Consider the following 19,880-nt stretch of genomic DNA (forward strand, 5'->3'; position numbering starts at 1 on the left):
CTGTTTAATCGACTAGTTTACCTGGGTTCATGATGCCGTGCGGATCAACAGCTCGTTTAATGGTACGCATTAATTCATATGCTGTGCCGTGTTCCAACTCTTGATACTTCTTCTTACCAACTCCTACACCATGCTCCCCTGTGCACGTTCCTTCATTCGCCAGCGCATAATCTACTACGGATGCATGCAGCTGTTTTGCAGCCGATACTTCCGTCGCGTTATGAAAGTCCACCATAGCAATAATGTGGAAATTCCCATCTCCGACATGTCCGACGATACCAGCCTCTAGACCACTTTCTTCTATAGATTGTCTGGCATGTAAAATTGCGTCGGAAAGTTTGGATATTGGAAGGCAAACATCTGTCACAAGCATCTGCTTCGTTGGTGCAGCTTGTATGTAGTAGTAAGCCAGGTTATGTCGAGCGTCCCATAACCGCTCCTGTGCCGCAGGATCTGTCTCTGCGAGAAAATCTGCTACCTCAAAGGATTTCAGCAGCTGCTCCATCCGGTCCATTTGCTGCCGAAGATGCACTGCCTCTCCATTTAGTTCAAAAAAAATAGTTGGCTGTTCCTTGTACGTTGTATTTGCGAATTGATTTACATGGGCTACGGATGCGGCATCTACGAATTCAATCCTTGCCAAGTCTAACCCTGCTGTACGAAGTCTTACGACAGCTGTTACAGCTTCTTCAAAATCATGAAAGACAGCTCGTGCAGCCACTGTAGCTTCCGGGATTGGGTACACACGAAGAGTCAATTCCGTTACGACCCCCAGTACACCTTCCGATCCAGCAAACAAGCCAGAAAGATGCAATCCAGAAGAAGACTTCAATGCCTTTGATCCAGTATGAATTATCTCTCCACTCGGCAGCACAACTTCCATATCTAAAATATTATCCCGCATTGTACCGTATTTTACTGTGTAAGAGCCGCTGGCATTCGTCCCTGCCATACCTCCAAGCGCAGCTTCAGCTCCTGGATCTACACTGAAGAATAAACCATGCTTCTTCAGTGCATCATTCAATTGAAACTGTGTCAGGCCAGCACCAGCCACTACATACCCATCTGTCTCTTCTATGGTTTTTAATTGATTCATTAATCCTAAATCTAATGAAATACCGCCGTTATAGGGAATAGCATGTCCTTCCAGGCTGGATCCTTTACCAAAAGGCGTGACAGGTATTCCATGTTCATTTGCAAACGAAAGAATAGCACTTACTTCTTTTGTACTTTCCGGAAAGACAACGACGTCGGGATCAGCTGCAGGATGATAAGATGCATCCTGATTATGCTGACTTATGACAGACGCAGCAGTAGATACCCTTCCCGAGTGAATTAATTTGCCTAGTTCTTTCACGATATCCATGAGTAACTCCACCTTCCCTCTTTACTTTATAAGCTTAACATGAGGGTAAAAGTTTAAAAAGCCAAACAGTCAGAATAATTAAACATAAAATAAAAAGTTAGTTAATGTATACTTTACTAAGTAAAAAAAATAATAACAAAGTAAAAATACATTTTACTTCACATCTGTAAAATACCTTCACACCGCGGTTTACAATACTGTTTAAAAGTATGTGAAATAACACACAAACTCAACAAATGCAATAGTCGTTTTAAATACTTTGTTAAAATTGATTAACAATTGTAAAGTGATAGAATTGATTGTGGCAGTTACAAAAGGTAAGTAATCATTCGAAAAGGTGGAATTTTAGATATGAATATATATCGTAATAATGAAGATGGATCGATATCCACTTCTCTAAGAGGCAAGAACTTAATCTCAAATCCTTTTCTAAATAAAGGTGTCGCTTTTACAAAAGAAGAGCGTGCAGAACTTGGTCTTGATGGCGTTCTACCAGCGACTGTTTTAACATTAGACGAGCAGGTTAAGCGTGCTTACGAACAGTACAATGCACAGCCGAATAATCTATTAAAAAACAACACATTAAATCAGCTTTACAACCGTAACGTTGTACTTTACTATCGCCTTCTTACAGATCATTTGAGCGAAATGCTTCCGGTTGTTTATACTCCTACTGTTGGACAAGCTATCCAGGAATACAGCCATGAGTACCAACGTCCAGGCGGTGTTTATCTTGATATCAACAATCCAGACAACATCGAACAAGCATACGACAACACATTGCTTAACACAGATGAAATTGACTTGATTGTTGTAACAGACTCCGAAAGTATCCTTGGAATTGGTGACTGGGGTGTTGGCGGTCTGAATATCGCTATCGGTAAGCTAGCTGTTTATACAGCTGCTGCAGGAATTGACCCTAACCGTGTACTTCCAGTTGTAATTGATGCAGGTACAGATAACGATGAATTACTTAACGACCCACTTTATGTCGGTAATCGTCATAAACGTGTACGCGGTGAACAGTACGATCAGTTTATCGATGCATTCATTAGTAAAACTGTAGAGAAATTCCCTAACGTTCTATTGCACTGGGAAGACTTCGGTAACCGTAATGCACGTAACATCATTGATAAATACGGCGATAAAATCCTTACTTTCAATGACGATATACAAGGTACTGGTGCCATCACACTAGCAGCTGTTATGAGTGCTTCCAAAGTAACTGGAACACCAATCAGCGAACAGCGTGTTGTTGTCTTTGGACCTGGTTCTGCTGGTATCGGTAATGCGGACCAAATCGCAGCAGCTATGGTTCTTGATGGTATCTCTAAAGAAGATGCAGCGAATAACTTCTGGGCAATTGACCAGCGCGGTCTATTGACTGACGATATGGATGGTATTGCTGACTTCCAGAAACCATACCTGCGTTCAGCTGATGAAGTAAAAGATTGGAATAAAGAAGATGGCATCATTGGTCTTGCGGAAGTTATCCGCCAAGTTAAACCAACAATTCTAATTGGTACATCCGGACAAGCTGGTGCGTTCAGTGCGGAAATCATTAAAGAAATGGCAAAACATGTAGAACACCCAGTGATTATGCCAATGTCCAATCCAACACCACTAGCCGAAGCAATTCCAAAAGACTTGCTTGAGTGGACAGACGGTAAAGCATTGATTGCAACAGGAAGTCCATTCGACCCTGTAGATTACAAAGGCACAACTTACTATATCGGACAAGCAAACAATGCATTTGCGTTCCCTGGTCTTGGACTTGGTTCCATTGCTGTAAAAGCAAGCCGTATTACAGATGCTATGTTCGCAGCTGCAGCTAATGCAATTGCAGACATGGTCGTAAGCAACACCCATGGCGGTTCCTTGCTTCCAGCAATCAATGAGCTTCAACCTGTTTCAAGTGCTGTTGCAGAAGCAGTTGCTAAAGCAGCAATTGAAGACGGCGTATCTGATGCAAAACCTGAAGAGATTAAAGACCTTCTAGCTCAATCTGCGTGGAAACCAGAATATACATCCATCAAAGGTTAAGCTTTTATCGTAATTTCCTATGGTGCAGGTGACTCCTTCTAAAAGGAGGCACCTGTATTAATTTTGACAACTTAAGCAATATAACTACTGAGGGAGTGGAAAAATCATGAGTTTTGGTGAAATTTTCATCATTCTAATCCCGATTTTCTTCGTGATCCTACTTGGATTCATTGCCGGAAATCGTGGCATATTTAATAAAGAAACATCTAAAGGTATCAACACACTTGTAACAAAAATTGCATTGCCGGCACACTTATTCGTTGGTATTACAACAACATCCCGTCAAACAATCTTCGATAAAGCTCCGTTTCTTGGAGCATTACTGATAGGTGTTATTGGATTCTTCATCGTTGTACTTCTTGTCACAAAATGGACTTCTAAATATGATTTCGTACAGTCAACGATGTTCTCATTGAACTCAACACAGCCGACATTCGCCTTCATGGGTATCCCGGTTATGGGGAGTATCTTTGGTGCTGATGCCATTGCGATTCCAATCGCGTTAATGGGTATCATCGTAAACGCTGTACTAGATCCAATGTCTACTATCTTTGGTACAGTCGGTACACGTAACAAGAGTTCTGAGTCAAGTGAAAATAAAGAAAGCTTGCTAAAAGTAACAGGAAAGTCCATTCTTCATGGTCTTACTGAGCCACTAGCATGTGTTCCGATTATTGGTTTGATTCTAGTACTTGTCTTTAACTTCCACCTTCCGGAATTAGGAGATAAAGCACTTAGCCAGATCGGTGACGTTGTGTCTGGTGTAGCACTATTCGCAGTTGGTGTTACAATCGGTATTAACAAAATCAAACTTAGTTTCTCTGCATTCTCTATTGCTATACTAAAAGCAGTCGTTCAGCCGCTTGCAATGGTTGGTATTGCATATGCACTTGGTTTGACACACAATGATTTCGTACAAGCAGTATTGCTTGTATCATTCCCAGGTTCTGCAGTTGCTACGATGATTGCAATTCGCTTCAAGAGCTTGGAAACAGAGGTTGCTTCTGCTTTCGTAATCAGCGCAATCCTGTCTATTGTCACCTTGCCATTCTTAATCACAGCAATCATGTAAAAACAAAAGGAGTATCCCTTATCAAGGGATACTCCTTTTTTGTCTATTTGGCAGCAGGAAGGTCATTGGGTTTTGACATTTCGTCTCGCAAGTAATCCATGTATCGTTCCAACGTTGACAGAATCTCCGTACGCTCATCGTCCGACAAATCACCCGCATGCTGCAAGTTCTTCGTAAATGGATTTGCACTCACTTTGTTTCCTTCCTTTCTTTTAGTTAATATCTGTGGGTAACTACTGTATACCCGCTCATGCGGAAAAGAAACTTATGTAATGTTTTTGTAACAGAATATTCTAATAATTATATATATATAATTAGCCGTTGTCTACACAAAAACAACGGCTATTTTTTATTATTTGATTACTTTAACACGCTCTTCCAGCGGTTTGAATTCTTTATCTCCAGCTGGCATTGTCGGTTTACCGAAAGGCATTTGGCCTCGAAGCTTCCAGTTGGATGGGATGTCCCATTCCTTTTGGATTGCTTCATCAACCAATGGGTTATAATGCTGCAAGCTTGCGCCAAGGCCTTCCATTTCCAAAGCAGTCCACACCACAAGCTGGTGCATGCCTGAAGTTTGTTCAGACCAGATTGGGAAGTTATCCGCATAAAGGGCAAATTGTTCCTGCAATCCCTTCACCACTGTCTCATCCTCGAAGAATAGTACTGTTCCATAACCGTTGCGGAAAGAAGCAATTTTTTCTTCCGTCGGTGCGAAGTTGTCTGCCGGAACAATCGCTCGAAGCTGATCCTCTGTAATATCCCAGAAACGATCATGCTTGTCTCCTAGAAGGACAATTACACGTGTGCTTTGCGAATTAAAAGCAGATGGTGTGTACTTCACAGCAAACTCTACAATTTCTTGAATTCGCTCATCAGAAACTGGAGATTCTTTTGCCAAATTATAAATAGATCTTCTATTTTCTAGTGCTTTGAAAAAATCTTGTGTCATGTTTAATCCTCCAAATATAAGTATTAACCTTATGTAGGTTGCCCGAATAATTCAAAGTGATTAGTTACCTTTCATAATCGAGTTACTTTATGTAAATAATGTACCGTATGCAAATGATTTCGTCAAACAAAACGGGCGCTGCAATCGCAGACGCCCATTTTCTTGATCCAACTTGCAAACGAAGCAGACCACTAAACACCCATTTCCTTTTCACAAACGAATGTCTTTAAGTTTAGTGCGCAAACTGTGCATCATACAAACGACGATATGCACCGTCACGATCAAGTAATTCACTATGCTTTCCTTCTTCAGAGATTCCCTGTTTTGTCACCATAATGATTTTATCTGCGTGCTTAATTGTCGCTAGTCGATGGGCGATGACCAATGTCGTTCGTCCTTCAGATAACTCTTCAAGCGCTTCTTGTATTTTAATTTCTGTCTCCGTATCAAGAGCAGATGTTGCTTCATCGAGTATGAGAATTGGCGGATTTTTAAGGAACACACGAGCTATAGAAATACGCTGTTTCTGACCACCAGAAATCATCACGCCGCGCTCCCCAATCACAGTATCCAATCCATCTGGAAGTTCAGTGAGAAAATCCGTCAGCTGCGCTCTTCTTACAGCATCCTCAATTTCTTCATCCGATGCATCTAGCTTCCCATAAGCGATATTTTCTCGAATTGTTCCCCCGAATAAATACACATCTTGCTGCACAATTCCAATTTGACTTCGCAAGGACGATAATGTCATATCTCTAATTGATACGTTATCTATTGTTATATTTCCATCATTGAGCTCATAAAAGCGCGGCAGCAAACTGCATATTGTTGATTTCCCCGCACCGGATGGACCGACGAAAGCAACTGTCTCACCAGCGTTAATAGAGAAGCTGATGTCCTTCAGTATCATACTGTCCTGCTTATAGCCGAAAGAAACATTGTCGTAACGAATATGACCAGCCAGTGAGCCAACTTCCTTCGCGTTCGGACTATCTTTAACATCAGGATCAAGCCGCATGATATCCATATAACGCTGAAATCCAGCTATCCCTTTCGGATAAAGCTCTATGATGGCACCTATTTTCTGAATCGGCTGGAAGAATACATTTGTCAGCAAAATAAAGGCAACCAAATCACCATAAGACATTCTATCTTGAATGATGAACCAAGCACCAGCAACTAGCTGAAACACAGCGATAAATCGCATCAGCATGTAAGTAACAGATAAATTAAGTGCCATAATTTTATAAGACAGTAATTTCGTCAGTCGATAACGTTCGTTGTTGACCTTAAATCTGTCTTCTTCATGCGCCTCATTCGTAAACGCCTGTACAACTCGGATACCGCCGACTGTATTTTCAATTCGAGCACTAAAGTCCGCCGTATCTTCGTTCATCCTTCTTGATGCTTCTGTCATTTTCTTATTGCAATAAAGAACAATCCAGAACAGGATTGGAACGACGAGCATGGTCATGAGCGCCAGCGGCCAATTAATGAAGAACATAATAATCAAGGCGCCGGCAATGGTCATCAGCGCAATGAATATGTCCTCTGGTCCGTGATGGGCCATCTCTCCAATCATGAACAAATCGTTCGTCAGTCGAGAAATCAGGTTGCCCACTTTCGTATTATCGAAGAAACGAAAACTGAGCTTTTGAATATGCTCAAATAATTGCTTTCGCATGTCACGTTCAATATTAATTCCGAGTTTATGTCCCCAATAGGTAACAATATACTGCGTAACTGTACTTAATCCATAGACGATGAACAACAGAATACAAGCTGTTACAATCCAATTCCAATTTTCAGTTGGAAGCAATCGGTCCACCATCATATTGACTCCGATTGGAAAAGCTAATTCTAACAGCGCAACAAATATCGCACTGCCAAAATCAAGCAGAAACAGCCGTTTATACGGTTTATAAAAAGCGAAAAACTCTCTTAACAAGTCAGCAACACTTCTTTCTGAGAATGATTATCACTCTCTATTCTACATATAATAGACAAGTTGCGCACCTTTTATTTCAAAAATATAGACAAAAAGAAAGACCCGGTGCCCACGCACCGGGTCCTGCTCATACGCCTTCTTTTACACGTCGCAGCTCGTCTTGTTCACCAGCAATGAGCTTGTCCAAGAAGTACGCAACACCAAGATCGTCATTTGACTTTGTTACATGTGTAGAAATCTCCATCAGTTCTGTCATCGCGTTTTCCATAGCCACACCATTACCAGCTACTTCAAACATGCTGATATCGTTCGGGCTGTCACCTACAGCATACACATTTTCCTTGCTGATGTTGTATTTATCAGCCAGCATGGACACTGCATATCCTTTACCCGATTTTTTAGGAAGAATCTCAATAATATGTTCACCAGAGGACGTAACCGCAATTCTATTATCCTGAGTGACGGTTTTATAGGCCTTGGCCAGGTTCTCCAAGTCAAAGCTGAAGCAAAGAATTTTAAAGAAAGTACTTTCATCCGTAAAGATATGTTCAATATCCGGTACAAAACGAATTCCCGATTGCTTGAACTGAGACATGGCACCAATCCAAAGCTGCTCCATGCTTTCGTCCGGGTTAGCGGAACTCACTTTATCCAATTCTGCTTTAAGCTTTTCTTCTCCATTATAAGGAGAAAGCAGCTCTGTTTCGGTATAGACTTCGAAATACACATCCTGCTCAATAAGAGAAGCAGCAATCTCTTTTGCCAGCTCCTTTTCAAAGGTAACCTTATTAAGCAATTCATATCCATAGTCATGAACTGTACCACCGTTAGAAGCAATAATCGGTATATCCAGATCGTCACCTACAAGTGATTTCACATCGAAGGTAGCACGACCAGTGCTAATAGCTACCAGCATATCTGCATCAAGTGCACGTTTAATTGCCGCTTTATTTTCTTTGGGGATTTGACTTTCGGTATTTAGTAATGTTCCATCCAGGTCAATTGCAATCATCTTTTTAGACAAGCAAAATCCTCCTAATAATAATAATTTTTTTATGTAGCCAACACTGTCACCATTAAATTATAATGGTTTATTGTAGGACTTTTCAATCACAAGCTGATTGGAATGTTTCAAATTTTACAGTACGAGGAAAAGGCTTACATAACGTAGTACGAAATTTAAATATTTTTAGGAGGTAGGCAACATGCAGAAAAAACAATCCAATAGCTTGTTGTATTTCTTTGGCGCCCTCGGCGGCTTGCTGTATGGATATGATACTGGGGTCATCTCTGGAGCTTTACTGTACATTGATGAAGACCTTGGATTAAACTCCTTCACCGAAGGTCTCATCGTAAGCTCTCTATTAGTTGGCGCAATCATTAGCGCTGCCATTACTGGCCGAGTGACTGATAAAATCGGGCGTAAGAAAACAATTATTGCAGCCGGTATCTTGTTCTTCATCGGTGCATTAGGTGCAGCCGTAGCAGTGAATGTCACTACAATGGTAATTGCTCGAGTTATTCTTGGTCTAGCTGTCGGTGCTTCGACGACAATTGTACCTTTATACTTATCCGAGCTCGCTCCAAAAGAAAAACGCGGCTCACTCGCTTCCTTGAATCAGTTACTAATTACAATCGGTATCTTATCATCTTACTTAGTGAATTATGCATTTTCCGATGCAGGTGCATGGCGCTGGATGCTTGGACTAGCTGTCGTTCCTGCAGTAATCTTGATAATCGGCATGTTCTTCATGCCTGAAAGCCCGCGCTGGCTTCTTACAGCAGGAAAAGAAGACAAGGCTCGGAGCATTTTAAAAAGAGTCCGCGGAGAGAATGCTTCCATAGAAGATGAAATATCCGAAATTCAAAAAGCTGAAAAAGAAGATGAAGGCGGTATCAAGGAATTATTCTCCAGCTGGGTCAGACCAGCATTGATTGCAGGTTTAGGTCTTGCCTTCCTTCAGCAGTTTATAGGAATCAACACGATCATCTATTATGCTCCAAGTACTTTCACAAGTGCTGGATTTGGTAACTCAGCTGCAATACTCGGTACTGTCGGAATTGGTACAGTAAACGTATTAATGACACTTATCGCAATTAAAATAGTCGATAAAGTAAACCGCAAGACACTATTGATGGCAGGTAATATTGGAATGGTAGCAAGTCTAATTGCCCTCTCCACCATCAATTTGCTGGCTCCCGACTCTATCGTTGCAACGTGGGCCATCATTATCTGTTTAGGTTTATTTATCGTTGCCTTCTCGACAACATGGGGTCCTGTCGTTTGGATCATGCTTCCTGAACTATTCCCAACCAAAGTACGCGGAATCGGAACAGGAGCTGCAACCTTTGCTTTGCACGGTGCCAACTTGATCGTATCATTATTATTCCCGATCTTGCTAGAAGCAATTGGTATCAGCTACTTATTCTATATCTTCGCCGTTATCGGTATCCTTGCCTTCCTATTCGTGAAATTCTTTACAACAGAAACACGCGGAAAGAGCTTGGAACAAATCGAAGACGATCTTCGCAAACGCAGCATAGGTTAAATCAAACAGGCTGGGGCATAACTTGTTTAAGCTATATAAAAATCCAAACAATACTGGGGACTGACCCCCGTTTCTGAGACAGGGATCAAAAAACCTTCAAACAGCCGATTGCCGATATTGTATCGGTGATTGGTTGTTTAGTTTCGTTTGGATACGAATATTGTTATAATAATAAATATATTCTTCAACAGTACGTTCTACGATGGCAGTCGAAGTTCGATTTATGCTGTTAAGATAGAATGTTTCAGACTTTAGTATGGAATGAAACGATTCGATAGAGGCATTATCAGCGGGCGTTCCTTTTCGGGACATACTCATGGTAATGCCTTTTGCTTTTACAGCTTCTTGGTACTTATAAGATGTGTACACCGACCCCTGATCACTGTGTAATATGCAGTTCTCAGGCAATGGTGGCAGCTGATCGAGTGTCTCCAACACGAAAGCTGTATCTTGTTTATCTCCAATAGAGGACGCCACTACTTCGCCATTGCACAAATCTATTATACTGGAAAGATACATTAGTTTCTGACCATAAGGCAGGTATGTAATGTCGGTTACGAGCTTCTCAAGAGGACGATCAGACTGAAAGTTCCGATCCAATAAATTTTCTGCGACGGCATATGGCTGTCCAGTTTTCTTACGTTTCTTCACTTTAACCCGGCACTGCCATTGATTCTCCTGCATTACTCGCTGCACGACTTTGTGGTTAATGCATTGCTCCTGTCTCAGTAAGGCAGTAATCTTTCTGTAACCGTACCGATACTTGTGTTCTCGGCACAATATGCCAATTTGCTTTTTAAGTAGTTCTTTCGAATCGTCTTTCTCTTTGTTCTTCCAGCGATAATAAGATGCTCTCGAGATACCTAAATGTACACAAATATCCTGTATTGTCATTGTGTTATGCAGTGATTCTACAAGTTCGACTGCCGTTTCTCTATCAACTTCCTTTCCAATTCCTTGTACTTTTTTAAAACTTCATTTTGTTGCCTTAAAAATCGGTTCTCAGCTTGTAATTCCTCTACTTCTGAAGAATAGGCTGGCCCTTTCCCGTAGGTGTACTGCTTGCCAACTGGCTGTTCAAAACGATGCGTCTCTTCAGATTTATACCATCTGACCCATGTCTTCACTTGCGATCTACTCTTAATATTTAGTTCGTTCAAAATCTCTTTTACAGGTACGCCTGCCAAGCGCATTTCAACTGCCTTCATTTTTATCTCCACTGGATAACTGACTCTAGTTCCCATAGAAAAAACACCTCCAAGTATTATTTCGGATAACAATCGTCCGTTTTCAACCTTGAAGGTGTTTTTTATTTGTCTCAGCGTATGGGGTCAGTCCCCTGCAATTAACAGCAGCATTGTTTGGATTTTTTGGCATTGGAAACGAAGGTGAGAGCATCGCTTCGGAAATACACTCCGCTTTCCTGCGGGCGGCTGGTGAGCCTCCTCGTGCAAAAAGCGCACTGCGGGGTCTAACCTAGCCTTCCTCCCGCGGGAGTCTCCGTGTATTTCCTACGCTGATTTTTTTTATGAGAAACCTTAACTTGTGTAGAAAAAATATGTAGACTCCTCGAAAAAGATAGCTATTTTCTTGTCGGTGTCTACTTCAAAAGCCATTCTTGTCCGACGATAACAGCTAAGGTTGGAGAGGCAGCAGCCGTCAGAGAGCTGCATTAAAAAGTATGGATCTAGTCATCGTTCGCTTTTAGGATGAAGTAATCTTGTTCTGTCCCAGGTTCTTATTAGTTGGAGAGATTTTTCTTTTTAAGAAGTACGTATGCTGCAAGTACGCCGACGATAGTCCAACCCGTTAACCATAACAAGTCTGTTTGGTAGGAAGAGAAGTCCTGTCCTTCAAGCGCGCTAACAGCTGTATCCATCATATAGACACTTGGTGAATAACTGATAATATCACCAACAATCCCGTCTTCAAAATACATTTGAATCATTGGAGCAAAACCGAACAAAAACATAAATGGCACAATGTATACACCAGTTTGAATCAAGTTTTTACTGACTAGGCCAACTACTGTTCCAATACACAAGAATAATACGGTTGATAAAATTAGAACTATTAGCAGTATACCAATATTAGAAATTCTAATATCCATAATTAACCACGAGATAAACAAGGACACAATTGTTATTACTGTTGTAATAACGCTTTTCCCTATTAGTATTTCTGTTGTATTTGCCGGTGACATAAGCAGAGACTGTAGCGTATTTTTCTCTTTCTCCTCCGAAATGAGCATTGACTGAACATACATGGTAACGAAGACCAGAGAGAATAAGGAGACAAAAACAAAACTAAACAATTTCTCGTCACCACTGCTCATTCTGCTGTATAACACAGCCATGAATGCAGGGAGTATCACCATCATTAAAACTTGGACATTTGCTTTTAAATCATGATATTCTTTTACAATTATTGCGGATAAACGTGCTGCATTCATGCTAATTCCCTCCCTGTCACTTCAATAAATATATCTCCTAAAGTTGGCTGATCTGAATGTACAGCAAGAATTTCCTCTGCCTGCATGTACTGATAAAGCTGTTCTGCACCACCGGCATTATTTTTGATGGTTTTATTGCTCCCATCTTTCAGTTCCAGATGAATGGTGTTCTTGGCATATTTACGCTGTAACAGCTTCGGTGCGTCCATCTCGCGTATTTGTCCTTCATGAAGGAAGGCAACCCGATCGCAAAGCTGTGTGGCTTCTTCCATATTATGTGTAGTTAAGAAAATCGTTGTGCCTTCACGGTTTAAGTCTCGCAGCAAGTCGTGCATTTTTAGGACGTTGCCTGGATCCAACGCAGAAGTTGGTTCATCTAAGAACAGCACGTCTGGTTTATGCAGCACGGCGCGGGCGAGCAGAACACGCTGCTTCATGCCTTTAGATAGCTTCTTTACCGGCTTCTTCTTCTCTGCTTCTAGGCCGACTAGCTGCAACACTTCTTCTACTCTGCCAGCAGGTGCATTATACAGCTTTGCATAAAACTCCAGATTATCTTTAATACTCATCCTTTCATACAGTCCGCTGTTGTCTGTCAATATACCTATCCGCCCTAAATCTGATCCATTCATTTTCGATGCGTTTTTTCCAAGTATAGTAACATCACCAGCAGTCGGCAGAAGCTGCCCGGTCAAGATCTTAACAGTTGTAGTCTTTCCGGATCCACTCGGCCCCAGAAAACCGAAAATCTCTCCCTTACCCACATTGAATGTGACTTGCTGAAGTGCTTGCTGCTGTCCAAATACCTTGGATAAGTCCTTCACTTGTAATGCGTAATCCATAGATACTGCTCCTTTCCGTTCGTAACGGTTGATAATCACAGCTTACCGGCTTTTTCTGAAAAACGCTGTAAAATCAGGCTTAACAGCATCTAAAAAAGCTGAATGGAGCAAATAGAGGGCTGAATGCTGCAGATTTCCTGCCCAATGAAGCACGTCACAAGCCGAGCATTCCCTTTAATTCTTCAAAGCGGTTCTTCGATAACGGCACGGTGCTGCGCGTATGGTCATCAAGAATCAAACTGTAGCTGTTTCTTGTCCAGGTGACCACTTCCTTCACCTGCTGCAGGTTTACCAAATACGAACGATGGCAGCGGAAAAATCCAAAAGCCCGCAAACGTTCTTCTAATTCCTGAAGGGTATATGTACATGGGTAGACACCGTCTTGAAGATGAAGCTGCGCAACACCTTCACTGCTTTCAATAAAGTTAATATCAAATGGATTAAAAAGAATGATTTTATCATCAATCTTTGCTGGAATTTTCTCCAGCTTAACTGGCTGAGCCTCTACTTCACTTTCGGGGAGCTCTTCTGTCTCCTCTTCTACAACAATTTGTTTACAAGCTTTATCTGTCAAAGAATAGACGTTTTTCGTAAGTACCAAAGCATTCTCCAAATCTATTGTAGTAAGGAGAATCGTTTTCCCTTTCTTTTTCAGCTCCTCCATTATCCGATGAATGATTAAGCTGGTTTCAAGGTCCACATTTTGTTCTGGTTCTTCCATAATCAATATCGGCTGATCTTGAAGAATTAACCTGCCGATTTGCAGTCGGCGTTCTTGCGAAAAATTCAACTTGCTAATTCTTACATTTTGCACATCACGCAAACCGACTTGTTGAATAACATCTTGGAGATCGACTTTGCTACCGTAAAGATTACGAAAGAAAACCAAATAATCCTTTACACGCATGCGTGTGTAAGATGCATCATCCAGATACAAAAAGCCGATTCGATCATGAACAGATTTTAGTTTTTCGATATTTTCACCGAATAGTAGTACACTACCCGTAGATGGATTTTCTTGCTTGGCGATTATTTGAAGCAGCTGGCTTCCAATCACTTTATTACAGCGGATGACATAGCATTCACCGGCTTCGAGCTCCATATCGATTGGAGGCAGTAAGGTTGTATTGTGGGAAGTTTTGCTGAGATTGTCGAATTTCAATGTAGTTGTCATGGGCGTTGTCGTCCTCCTGTCTTACTTTTATTGTAAAGCTAACTCCATGAATTGGAAATACCGAAAACGGAGATGAAAAACCTTGAAAAAAGATATTGATGATTATTTAAATGAAGGAATATATGGTGTGAAAGAAACGAAAGCAGGAGAAAGAAAAGAGTTCCTTGGCACGTTGCGCGAACGCACGATTTTTGCACTTACAGAAGGAGAAGTTGTGCAGCAGCAAGGCGTGAGGCAGTTAACAGATGCGATGAAGCAATATCCAGATGCATCCCTGCGATTGTCCGGAGAAGTACGTACACGTTTTTTTAAACCGTATAAGAAAGCAGCAGCTGACTATAGCATCCCTTATACATCGGTGACGAACCAAGATGTTGATGCAGATTTAGCACTCGTACTGCATGTTAATCATGCAATTAATAAAGAAGACATCTATCTGCAAGAGGAGAAGACGAACACAGCAGAAGATGCAGAAGAAAAGGAGGAGTCCTTCACTTCTATGCTTAAGAATATATTTAAACGGTAATAAACCTGTTAAGGGCTTGTAAGATTCCTATGCTAACCTGACAGAAAGGAGCAGCAAAACTTGTATACCTTAGACGCAAACAGTCTTCCAACAAAGACGCATTATAAAATACTTTCAGGCAGTATCATTCCAAGACCAGTCGCTTTCGTCACTACCATGTCGGATAATGTCATTAACGCGGCACCGTTCAGCTATTTTTCCATTGTTAGTGCCGAACCGCCATTAGTCAGCATATCCGTCCAGAGAGCTGGAACAAAACAAAAAGACACCGCTCGTCATGCTATTGCTTCCGGTGAGTTAGTTGTTCATATCAGCACCGAGTCCATTGTCGAGGAACTAAACAAAACAGCAGCCACTTTACCAGAAGAGGAAAGCGAACTAGATCTCACTTCTTTAACCTTAGCGCCAAGCACGTATATCTCGGTTCCTGGTATTGCGGAAGCATCAATTCGAATGGAATGCACGTTATATGACCATATCGAAATTAAGAAAGAAGATGGCAATACAACAGCTGACCTCTTACTCGCTAAAGTAATTGGCTACCATCTCTCCCCCGACGTTTATGACAAAGAAACAGGCTATCTCGATGCTCAATCTATTCAGCCAATCAGCCGGTTAGCAGGCAATGATTATAGCAAGCTTGGTGAATTATTTACATTGAAGCGTCCTAAATAAGCAGGAAAGTGGTGTAACCATGCAGAAAACCGTCGTGATTACAGGAGCAAATGCAGGGATGGGCTTTGCTGCAACAGTATCATTAGCCAGAAAAGGCCACACCGTTTGTATGCTCTGCCGCCCCGAAGAACGCGGACGAAAGGCACTCGAACAAGCAAAACAGCAAAGCGGCTCAGCTGACATACACCTTTACGCATGCGACTTGGCTTCGTTTGCGAGTATTCATACATGTGCAGAGACACTTAAATCTGATCATCCTGTTATCGACGTTCTTCTTAACAATGCCGGCATTGTCACAACGAAAAAGCAATATACAGCGGATGGCTTGGAAATGATGATGGGCGTCAATCATCTTGGACATTTTCTGTTAACTAATTTGCTGTTAGAACAAATCAAGTCAGCTCCCCAAGGGCGAATTATTGTTCTTTCATCCGGTGCTTATAAAATCGGTAAAATTAGCTTGGATGAAGTGGGTGAATCAAGATCATTTACACCATGGCAAAACTATGGGCATAGTAAGCTTGCCAATTTATTATTTATCAAAGAACTGTCTCAGCGTCTCCATCATTCAAATGCAACAGTAAATGCTGTTCATCCCGGTGCAGTAAGCACAAGTCTTGGAGTAGATAGACAAACCGGGTTTGGTAAAAGGGTTCATCAGCTGCTTCGGCCTTTCTTCCAATCACCAGCAGAAGGTGCGGATACAGCATTATACTTAGCAGAAAGTCCAGAAGTGAAATATGTGTCAGGCGGTTACTTTTATAAACGAAGAATTCAAGAAGTAAAAGGACAAGCAGATGATGCGGAATTGGCCAAGCAGTTTTGGGCCATCAGTGAACAAAAAGTGGGATTGACCGTTTGACGGTCAATCCCACTCTTTCAATAGGAAGCCATGATATGTTAGTACCTCGACTGCTTCCTCGAGAACATCCTCTTCCTCAGCCGCTAACGTATGAAGGTGAATACCCTCTGTTAGCTCTGACAAATAACCCGCCTTACCTTGAGAAATTCTGCCGATAAACTGTTTCACTTCTCTGCGGTTTGAGACCATAATAGAAGCTGTCATCAATCCATAAACCGGATGCTCCACTCGTACATCCTTCACGGTAACACCTAAGTCGACGAGCAGCTGTAATTCTTCTTCTGTTCTTTCCGGCAGATGCTGACAGACAACAATCTTTTCAACTAACTGGTCTGACTGATGATGCAGCAAATATCCTTCACTAGTCGCAATAATTGGATGCTGCTCCGCTTTTAGCAATGTTACATCCCCAACAATCACCTGTCGGCTGACGTTTGCTTCTTTCGCCAATACACTGCCTTTTAGCGGACCCTCTGCAGCTTGCAGCTTCTCAAGCAGCCAATTCCGCCTTGCTTTTCCTAATAGCTTTTTCTTTTCCTCACCCATTGAAAACCGTCCTTTTAGCCGTTTCTTGTATTATAGCAAATTTAAAAAAGATACAGCCACATTGGCTGTATCTTCAGTCAGCATATACTTCCTGTGCTTTCTTTCCAGGTAGGGTTTTCCAAGCTGTTTGCTGCAGAAATTTAAAATACAGCGGAGCGTACGGATGTCCGACATCAGAGTTCCACGGTTTATTAGCACCGGTGAAATGGACAATAGCAGGTGATTGCCGCGCTTCTTTGTGGCGCTTACGCTCTGCAAGTTCTTTTGGTGTTTTGGTTTTCAGAATAATGAACGATTGTGCATTCCATCGTGGGTGGATTGGCTTCCATTTATCCCAAAGGATGGCATTTAGTGCATCCTGATCATGCAAGTACAGATAATCAGGATCATTGTTTTCATCAATAAACTGCAGCACCTTATCCGGAATAGAATGTTTACGCCAATTCTCCATATCGATAACCATCATACCAGAATTGAAATACTTGCCTTCGTTCGTAATATTCATCTTCTCCAAACGCTGCAGCTGCCCAGCATCCTCTACAGCCGCAAGCATTTTCCCACCCAAGTCCATATCCTGCAGATACGAAACATCGGTCAAAACTAATGTATCACAATCAATGTAGATAATACGTTCGACACTTGGATCTGTTATCACCTCAGGAATAGAAATGCGGTAATAAGCTGTTTTATTGATATATCTGCTTTCCGTGGCGTTTTTATAAGATTCTGTATCTATAGAGAGGAAGCGAATCGGTGTTCCGAATTGCATCGTTGTCTTCATCAGCATTCGTTTATTTGTTTTTGTAATGCCGCCATCGATTACGTATAACATGACGCGTCTATTTTTCTTAACATTCGTAAGCAATGATGTCAGCATCACACCTAAGTGATGCGCGTAATTATCATCCGCACTAGAAACAACATGAATCGTATCTTTGTGATGCAAGACGTTCATCCTCCTTTATAATCGTACGTTCCTTTACCCCGCCTTTCCATACAGAAAACCAATGAAGCAGAAAATGAGAATCATGAACCAATTTCTCTTATTAATTTTCCGACTATTGAGACAATTAATCTAGTTAAAAAGAGCTATCACACAAAATTTGTTGCAATAGCTCTTGCATCTGCTGGTACTTTAAGAAAGCGGCTGATGAAGTTCCCAGCCCAATTTTAATAATTCTACGATATAGTCTGCTACTTCTTCCGGATTGAGGTTATCTGTTGTGACACGTGCATTATGTTCCGCATAGATAGCTTGTCGTTCATCAAATATTTGCTGCACTTCATCAACCGATTTATTGTGCAGCACCGGTCTATTCTCGATCAATAAATCCATGCGTTCCTTCCAACGGTCCCAGCTGAGATCGAGGAACAATACCAGACAGCTCTCGAGACAAACTTCTCGGATGGCTTCCTGTTTGAAAGCTCCGCCGCCAAGAGAAACGATATTGCATTGTTTATTATCACAAATATCAATGACCGTATTCCGTTCGATCTCACGGAAATAGTCTTCCCCATGCTGCGCGAATATTTCTGGAATTGCCATCCCATATCGCTGTTCAATCTCTGCATCAACATCGATAAAGTCTCTGTAAAGTTTCTCGGCGACTAGCTGGCCGATTGTCGTTTTTCCGACACCCATGAATCCGATCAGGACGATATTTTTCGCCCGCACAGGTATATGCTGTCTGCTCATTGTTCGCACGATGTAACTCCTCTCCCCACAAGTCGTATACCTTGTAATATATTCTATTGTATACGATAAATACAAAAATCGTAAGAGAGAAATACCTTTATTGTACCTTAGCATCCTCCAATTCGAGGTTCAGCCATTTCACTTCATCTTCGGTAAGTTCAATTTCTACAGCTGGAAGTGCTTCATGCAGGCGCTTCACATTTTTACAACCTACGATAGCACATGTGGGAAACTGCTGATGCAGTACATAAGCAACAGCTATTTGATTGGCTGTTACACCTTTTTTATTTGCTAGCTCGACAGCTCGATCATAGCGCTCCCAATTGGCATCGTTATAATAAACACGAGCAATTTCCTCATCTGATATATGATTTCTGTTGTAAGTACCCGTAAAAAATCCGCCAGCTTGCGATGCCCAAGAGATGACTGGCATTTGTGTACGCTGATGCCACGCTGAATACGCGCCATCTAATGCAACTGTTTCTGCCCAGCGCACCTCATTTAGCTGTGCCAAGCTTAGGTTCGGACTATTCACAAGCAGCCGGTCGTACCCTTTCGCATCTGCATATGCATTCGCTTCTTCAATACGGTCGGACTGCCAGTTAGAGACACCATACACCCCTATCTTCCCTGCCTTCTGGTGTTCATGCAGCATATCCATTAGCAATTGGACTGGTACATTCCGATCATCTCGATGAAGAAGGTAGATATCAATGAAATCTGTCTGCAAATTCGCAAGGCTGTCATGCAAGTCCTTCGTAATTTCCTCCGGATTCACACGCTTCATTTCTGGATGATGCACACCATCCAGATCAATATGGTAATGACCACCTTTTGAGATTAAAATTACTTGATCGCGCGTCCTACGCTCTGCCAGCCATTGCCCGATCAATTTCTCTGCTTGGTATTGCGCATATTTCGGTCCGGTATCAATTGTATTGCCGCCAGCTTGTAAGAAGCTATCCAGAACAGCGAATACATCATTGCTTTTGTCTTCGAAAAATTTAGTTGTGCCGAGGATCAATTTAGAAAGCGGGTGTTTAACCCCTGGTATTGTTGTATAGTTCATCCTGAAAGCCTCCTTTTATTCTGTGCGTTAGTCAACAGTTTGTATGGCTATTCCCTTAATCCATGAAAAAGCATCCTGTGCTGCTGCAGAAAAGACAGAGTTCTTGAA

Annotated in this window: 19 protein-coding genes; 6 read left to right on the top strand and 13 right to left on the bottom strand. The window is 41.7% G+C overall.

Going from position 1 to position 19,880, the window contains the following annotated elements; translation table 11 throughout:
- Window positions 1-4: 4 nt before the first annotated feature.
- Window positions 5-1,366, bottom strand: a complete 1,362-nt coding sequence (locus B1K52_RS03520; RefSeq protein WP_077305394.1) for an FAD-binding oxidoreductase — start codon at window positions 1,364-1,366, stop codon at window positions 5-7.
- Between the two features lie 351 nt (window positions 1,367-1,717).
- On the opposite strand from B1K52_RS03520, the gene B1K52_RS03525 reads away from it, so the two are divergent.
- Both B1K52_RS03525 and B1K52_RS03530 read left to right on the top strand, forming a co-directional pair.
- Window positions 1,718-3,409, top strand: a complete 1,692-nt coding sequence (locus B1K52_RS03525) for an NAD-dependent malic enzyme (RefSeq protein ID WP_077305395.1) — start codon at window positions 1,718-1,720, stop codon at window positions 3,407-3,409.
- Between the two features lie 106 nt (window positions 3,410-3,515).
- On the top strand, window positions 3,516-4,481 hold the full coding sequence (locus tag B1K52_RS03530; protein WP_077305397.1) for an AEC family transporter: 966 nt from the start codon (window positions 3,516-3,518) through the stop codon (window positions 4,479-4,481).
- A 43-nt stretch (window positions 4,482-4,524) separates the two neighbouring features.
- Here B1K52_RS03530 and B1K52_RS17835 read toward each other — a convergent pair whose 3' ends face one another.
- The 4 genes from B1K52_RS17835 to B1K52_RS03545 form a co-directional block, all read right to left on the bottom strand.
- Window positions 4,525-4,674, bottom strand: coding sequence for a hypothetical protein (locus B1K52_RS17835; RefSeq protein WP_179106449.1), 150 nt, complete (start codon window positions 4,672-4,674; stop codon window positions 4,525-4,527).
- A 159-nt stretch (window positions 4,675-4,833) separates the two neighbouring features.
- Window positions 4,834-5,433 carry a nitroreductase family protein gene (locus B1K52_RS03535; protein WP_077305399.1) on the bottom strand — a complete coding sequence of 200 codons (600 nt, stop codon included), beginning with the start codon at window positions 5,431-5,433 and terminating at the stop codon, window positions 4,834-4,836.
- A gap of 232 nt (window positions 5,434-5,665) precedes the next feature.
- The gene (locus B1K52_RS03540) at window positions 5,666-7,381 is read right to left on the bottom strand and encodes an ABC transporter ATP-binding protein (RefSeq protein ID WP_077305401.1); all 1,716 of its coding nucleotides are present in this window, start codon (window positions 7,379-7,381) and stop codon (window positions 5,666-5,668) included.
- 127 nt (window positions 7,382-7,508) lie between these two features.
- Window positions 7,509-8,393: a Cof-type HAD-IIB family hydrolase gene (locus B1K52_RS03545; RefSeq protein ID WP_077305881.1), complete on the bottom strand. Its 885-nt coding sequence runs from the start codon at window positions 8,391-8,393 to the stop codon at window positions 7,509-7,511.
- Window positions 8,394-8,586: 193 nt separating this feature from the next.
- Here B1K52_RS03545 and B1K52_RS03550 point away from each other — a divergent pair, with 193 nt between their 5' ends.
- Window positions 8,587-9,930: a sugar porter family MFS transporter gene (locus tag B1K52_RS03550; protein ID WP_077305403.1), complete on the top strand. Its 1,344-nt coding sequence runs from the start codon at window positions 8,587-8,589 to the stop codon at window positions 9,928-9,930.
- A 96-nt stretch (window positions 9,931-10,026) separates the two neighbouring features.
- Here B1K52_RS03550 and B1K52_RS03555 read toward each other — a convergent pair.
- From B1K52_RS03555 to B1K52_RS03575, 4 genes are all read right to left on the bottom strand, one after another.
- Window positions 10,027-11,174 (bottom strand): IS3 family transposase gene (locus B1K52_RS03555; RefSeq protein WP_143588795.1). Its coding sequence is split into 2 segments (ribosomal slippage): window positions 10,027-10,901 and window positions 10,901-11,174, totalling 1,149 coding nucleotides; the frame shifts between segments, so codons are not numbered across the junction.
- Window positions 11,175-11,671: 497 nt separating this feature from the next.
- On the bottom strand, window positions 11,672-12,382 hold the full coding sequence (locus B1K52_RS03565) for an ABC transporter permease (RefSeq protein WP_077305405.1): 711 nt from the start codon (window positions 12,380-12,382) through the stop codon (window positions 11,672-11,674).
- Window positions 12,379-13,224: an ABC transporter ATP-binding protein gene (locus B1K52_RS03570; protein ID WP_077305407.1), complete on the bottom strand. Its 846-nt coding sequence runs from the start codon at window positions 13,222-13,224 to the stop codon at window positions 12,379-12,381. Before B1K52_RS03570 ends, B1K52_RS03565 begins: the two co-directional genes overlap by 4 nt.
- A gap of 154 nt (window positions 13,225-13,378) precedes the next feature.
- On the bottom strand, window positions 13,379-14,398 hold the full coding sequence (locus B1K52_RS03575; RefSeq protein ID WP_143588824.1) for a LytTR family transcriptional regulator DNA-binding domain-containing protein: 1,020 nt from the start codon (window positions 14,396-14,398) through the stop codon (window positions 13,379-13,381).
- Window positions 14,399-14,480: 82 nt separating this feature from the next.
- On the opposite strand from B1K52_RS03575, the gene B1K52_RS03580 reads away from it, so the two are divergent.
- Genes B1K52_RS03580 through B1K52_RS03590 form a run of 3 tightly spaced genes read left to right on the top strand, consistent with a single transcriptional unit; the run spans window position 14,481 to window position 16,461 of the window.
- On the top strand, window positions 14,481-14,924 hold the full coding sequence (locus B1K52_RS03580) for a YueI family protein (RefSeq protein ID WP_077305409.1): 444 nt from the start codon (window positions 14,481-14,483) through the stop codon (window positions 14,922-14,924).
- 60 nt (window positions 14,925-14,984) lie between these two features.
- Complete coding sequence (locus tag B1K52_RS03585; RefSeq protein WP_077305410.1) at window positions 14,985-15,599, top strand: flavin reductase family protein; 615 nt, start codon at window positions 14,985-14,987, stop codon at window positions 15,597-15,599.
- Window positions 15,600-15,618: 19 nt separating this feature from the next.
- A complete protein-coding gene (locus B1K52_RS03590; protein ID WP_077305412.1) occupies window positions 15,619-16,461 on the top strand; it encodes an SDR family oxidoreductase in 843 nt (280 codons plus the stop codon).
- 3 nt (window positions 16,462-16,464) lie between these two features.
- On the opposite strand, the gene B1K52_RS03595 is transcribed toward B1K52_RS03590, so the two are convergent.
- The 4 genes from B1K52_RS03595 to B1K52_RS03610 all read right to left on the bottom strand — a co-directional run bounded on the left by B1K52_RS03595 (window position 16,465) and on the right by B1K52_RS03610 (window position 19,772).
- Window positions 16,465-17,007, bottom strand: a complete 543-nt coding sequence (locus B1K52_RS03595; protein ID WP_077305414.1) for a transcription repressor NadR — start codon at window positions 17,005-17,007, stop codon at window positions 16,465-16,467.
- Between the two features lie 73 nt (window positions 17,008-17,080).
- Window positions 17,081-17,953, bottom strand: coding sequence for a glycosyltransferase family 8 protein (locus tag B1K52_RS03600; RefSeq protein ID WP_179106450.1), 873 nt, complete (start codon window positions 17,951-17,953; stop codon window positions 17,081-17,083).
- Window positions 17,954-18,142: 189 nt separating this feature from the next.
- Entirely contained in the window at window positions 18,143-18,703 is a 561-nt protein-coding gene (locus tag B1K52_RS03605) for a shikimate kinase (protein WP_077305885.1), read from the bottom strand.
- Window positions 18,704-18,800: 97 nt separating this feature from the next.
- A complete protein-coding gene (locus B1K52_RS03610) occupies window positions 18,801-19,772 on the bottom strand; it encodes an aldo/keto reductase (RefSeq protein ID WP_077305418.1) in 972 nt (323 codons plus the stop codon).
- Window positions 19,773-19,880 lie beyond the last annotated feature (108 nt).

Origin of the sequence: Terribacillus halophilus, assembly GCF_900162685.1 — a bacterium.
GTDB classification, from domain to species: domain Bacteria; phylum Bacillota; class Bacilli; order Bacillales; family Amphibacillaceae; genus Terribacillus; species Terribacillus halophilus_A.